The 2609-nt window shown below is 43.9% G+C and carries 3 protein-coding genes; all 3 read right to left on the reverse strand.

Features of this window, described 5'->3' with window-relative positions:
• The coding region (locus Q8907_15945) for a class II fumarate hydratase (protein MDP4275761.1) at positions 1-839 on the reverse strand (839 nt) is incomplete at its 3' end.
• A gap of 38 nt (positions 840-877) precedes the next feature.
• Positions 878-1970, reverse strand: a protein-coding gene (gene prfB / locus Q8907_15950; protein MDP4275762.1) for a peptide chain release factor 2 whose coding sequence is annotated in 2 segments (ribosomal slippage) — positions 878-1906 and positions 1908-1970 — 1092 coding nt in all. Because the reading frame shifts where the segments join, the coding sequence is not laid out codon by codon here.
• A 56-nt stretch (positions 1971-2026) separates the two neighbouring features.
• Entirely contained in the window at positions 2027-2518 is a 492-nt protein-coding gene (locus Q8907_15955; protein ID MDP4275763.1) for a regulatory protein RecX, read from the reverse strand.
• Positions 2519-2609: the final 91 nt, after the last annotated feature.

Genomic DNA, 2609 nt, shown 5'->3' on the forward strand with positions numbered 1-2609 from the left:
GCGCCGGATACTTCAACCATTGCATCATGTGTGGCCAAAGCTTCAAATTTATTTGGGGCAGTGACAAAAGGTAAATTGGATAATTCGGCAATTTTCTGGGCAACTTTCACTGCATAGCCTTTGGGGGTATTGATTCCGGTACCAACGGCTGTTCCGCCCAAAGCAAGTTCTGCAAGGTGGGGAAGGGTATTCTTCAGGGCACGTAAACCGTGATCCAGCTGGGAAACATAACCGGAGAATTCCTGGCCTAAAGTCAGAGGCGTAGCATCCATCCAGTGGGTACGGCCGATCTTAACGATATCGCTGAATTCTTTGGATTTGGCTTCCAGGGTATTCCTGAGGATTTCAACACCGGGGATAGTGGTTTCTGTAAGCATCCTGTAAGCAGCGATGTGCATTGCAGTGGGGAAGGTGTCGTTGGATGATTGCGATTTGTTTACATCATCGTTGGGGTGGATTGCGGGTTTCCCTTCTCCAAGTTTGCCTCCGCTGATTACATGAGCCCTGTTGGAGACAACTTCATTTACGTTCATGTTTGACTGTGTACCCGAACCGGTCTGCCAAACAACCAGAGGAAATTCGCTGTCGAGTTTGCCGGCTGATATTTCGTCGCAAACCTGGGCAATCAGGTCTGCTTTTTCTTTCGGCAATACGCCCAGTTCGCAATTGGTAAGTGCAGCCGCTTTTTTCAGGATGGCAAAAGCACGGATGATTTCAATTGGCATCTTCTGGCCGCCAATCTTGAAGTTGTTTCTTGAGCGCTCGGTCTGCGGGCCCCAATACTTATCGGCGGGAACTTTTACCTCGCCCATCGTGTCTTTTTCAATACGGTATTCCATAACTATAAAATTTTATAATGGGTATTTAAATAAAAAAATCATATTTTTCCTCCAAACATCATCAGGTAGGCCTTGATCAACTCGTCCAGGCCTCCGTCGAGCACATCTTGGACATTAGATGTTTCATAATTGGTGCGCAGGTCTTTTACCAGTTTGTAAGGATGAAGCACATAACTCCGGATCTGCGAACCCCACTCGATTTTTTTCTTTAATCCTTCTACCTCTGCCTGTTTTTCGCGTCTTTTTCGTAGTTCCAGTTCATAAAGATGGGATTTTAAAAGGCGCATGGCATTTTCCTTATTTTTGAGCTGGGAACGGGTTTCCTGGTTTTCAACAACAATGCCGGTGGGATGATGGATCAACCGGACAGCTGTTTCGACTTTGTTGACGTTTTGCCCGCCTGCCCCGCTTGAGCGGTAGGTGTCCCAGGAAATATCAGCCGGATTGATGACTATGTCGATGGTATCGTCAACAACAGGGGCTACAAAAACTGAAGCAAAGGTTGTATGCCGTTTGTGGTTGGCATCGAAGGGCGAAAGCCTCACCAGGCGGTGAACACCGTTTTCGCTTTTTAAATAGCCATAGGCATATTCCCCCGTAAATTCAAGAGTTACCGTTTTTACGCCGGCTTCATCGCCGGCCTGAAATTCAACCTGTTTTACGGTATAATGATTCCGTTCCCCATAGCGGATATACATCCGCATGAGCATGGAAACCCAATCCAGGCTTTCGGTTCCCCCGGCACCGGAGTTTATTTTCAATATTGCTCCCAATTTGTCTTCTTCATTGCGGAGCATATTTTTCAATTCCAGGCCTTCAATGTTTTTGAGCGCCAGGCTATATTGCTGTTCTACTTCTTCTTCCGTGGCATCGCCGGCCTTCTGAAAATCGCATAACACAATTAAATCATCAACACTACCCTTTACTTTTGAGTATTCGGTAGTCCATGATTTAAGTGTGGAAACAACTTTAAGTTGCTTCTCGGCTTCCTTGGGATTGTCCCAAAAATCAGGGGCATGTGTCTTTTCGTCTTCTTCTTCGATCCGGATTATTAAACGATCGACGTCAAAGACACCTCCTGAGCTCATGCTCTCGTTCTTCCAGCGACTTGATTTGTTCTGAAGTGATCATACTTATTATTGTTTCTTCAAATTAGGGACGCAAAGATAAAAATTTTTATCAATGAACTAATTCTTATCCTTCATTAGAATTTCAGGCAGCAGTTTTTCGATTTCCTGGCTTTCAAACCCTTTGCCGTATGCATAACGCAGCAAAGAGATTTTTATTTGATAGCCGTTATGGTTTGCAGGAATGAGCCTGACTTTCTTTTCCAACTCCTTTCTGAGGATATCGAAATAAACCAGGGGGTCAATTTCATCTAAAACTTCATTGATGATGTTTTCTGGAATTTGCTTTTGCCTTAAGGCAAGGGAAATTTTGATCCTTCCCCAATGGTTGAATTTTAGTTTGTCGTTTGTGAAAAAATGGGCAAAGCGTTTTTCATCAATGAATTTCTCTTTTTCAAGCTGATTTAAAATGTTTTCAATAGCTTCTTCTGAAAGATCCCAGGACTTGCATTTTTGCGCTGCATCCTGCTTGCAGGTTTCCTGGCGGGAACAAAGAGTTTGTAATTTCAGCAGAGCCTGGTCGGCAGTGCAGAACTTATTTACATTGTTCATGGTTTTATTTGCTATACAGCCAGTATGTGTCGCTGTTTTTTAATACTTTCAGTTTTTTCAGTTCTTTGTTTGCACTGTCTTTGCTCCTGAA

This window comes from Bacteroidota bacterium, from assembly GCA_030706565.1.
GTDB lineage: Bacteria > Bacteroidota > Bacteroidia > Bacteroidales > JAUZOH01 > JAUZOH01.

What these genes read in the sequence shown, in the direction of transcription:
- Q8907_15955 (MDP4275763.1), bottom strand. Translation starts at nt 2,518, where the DNA reads ATGAACAATGTAAATAAGTTCTGCACTGCCGACCAGGCTCTGCTGAAA.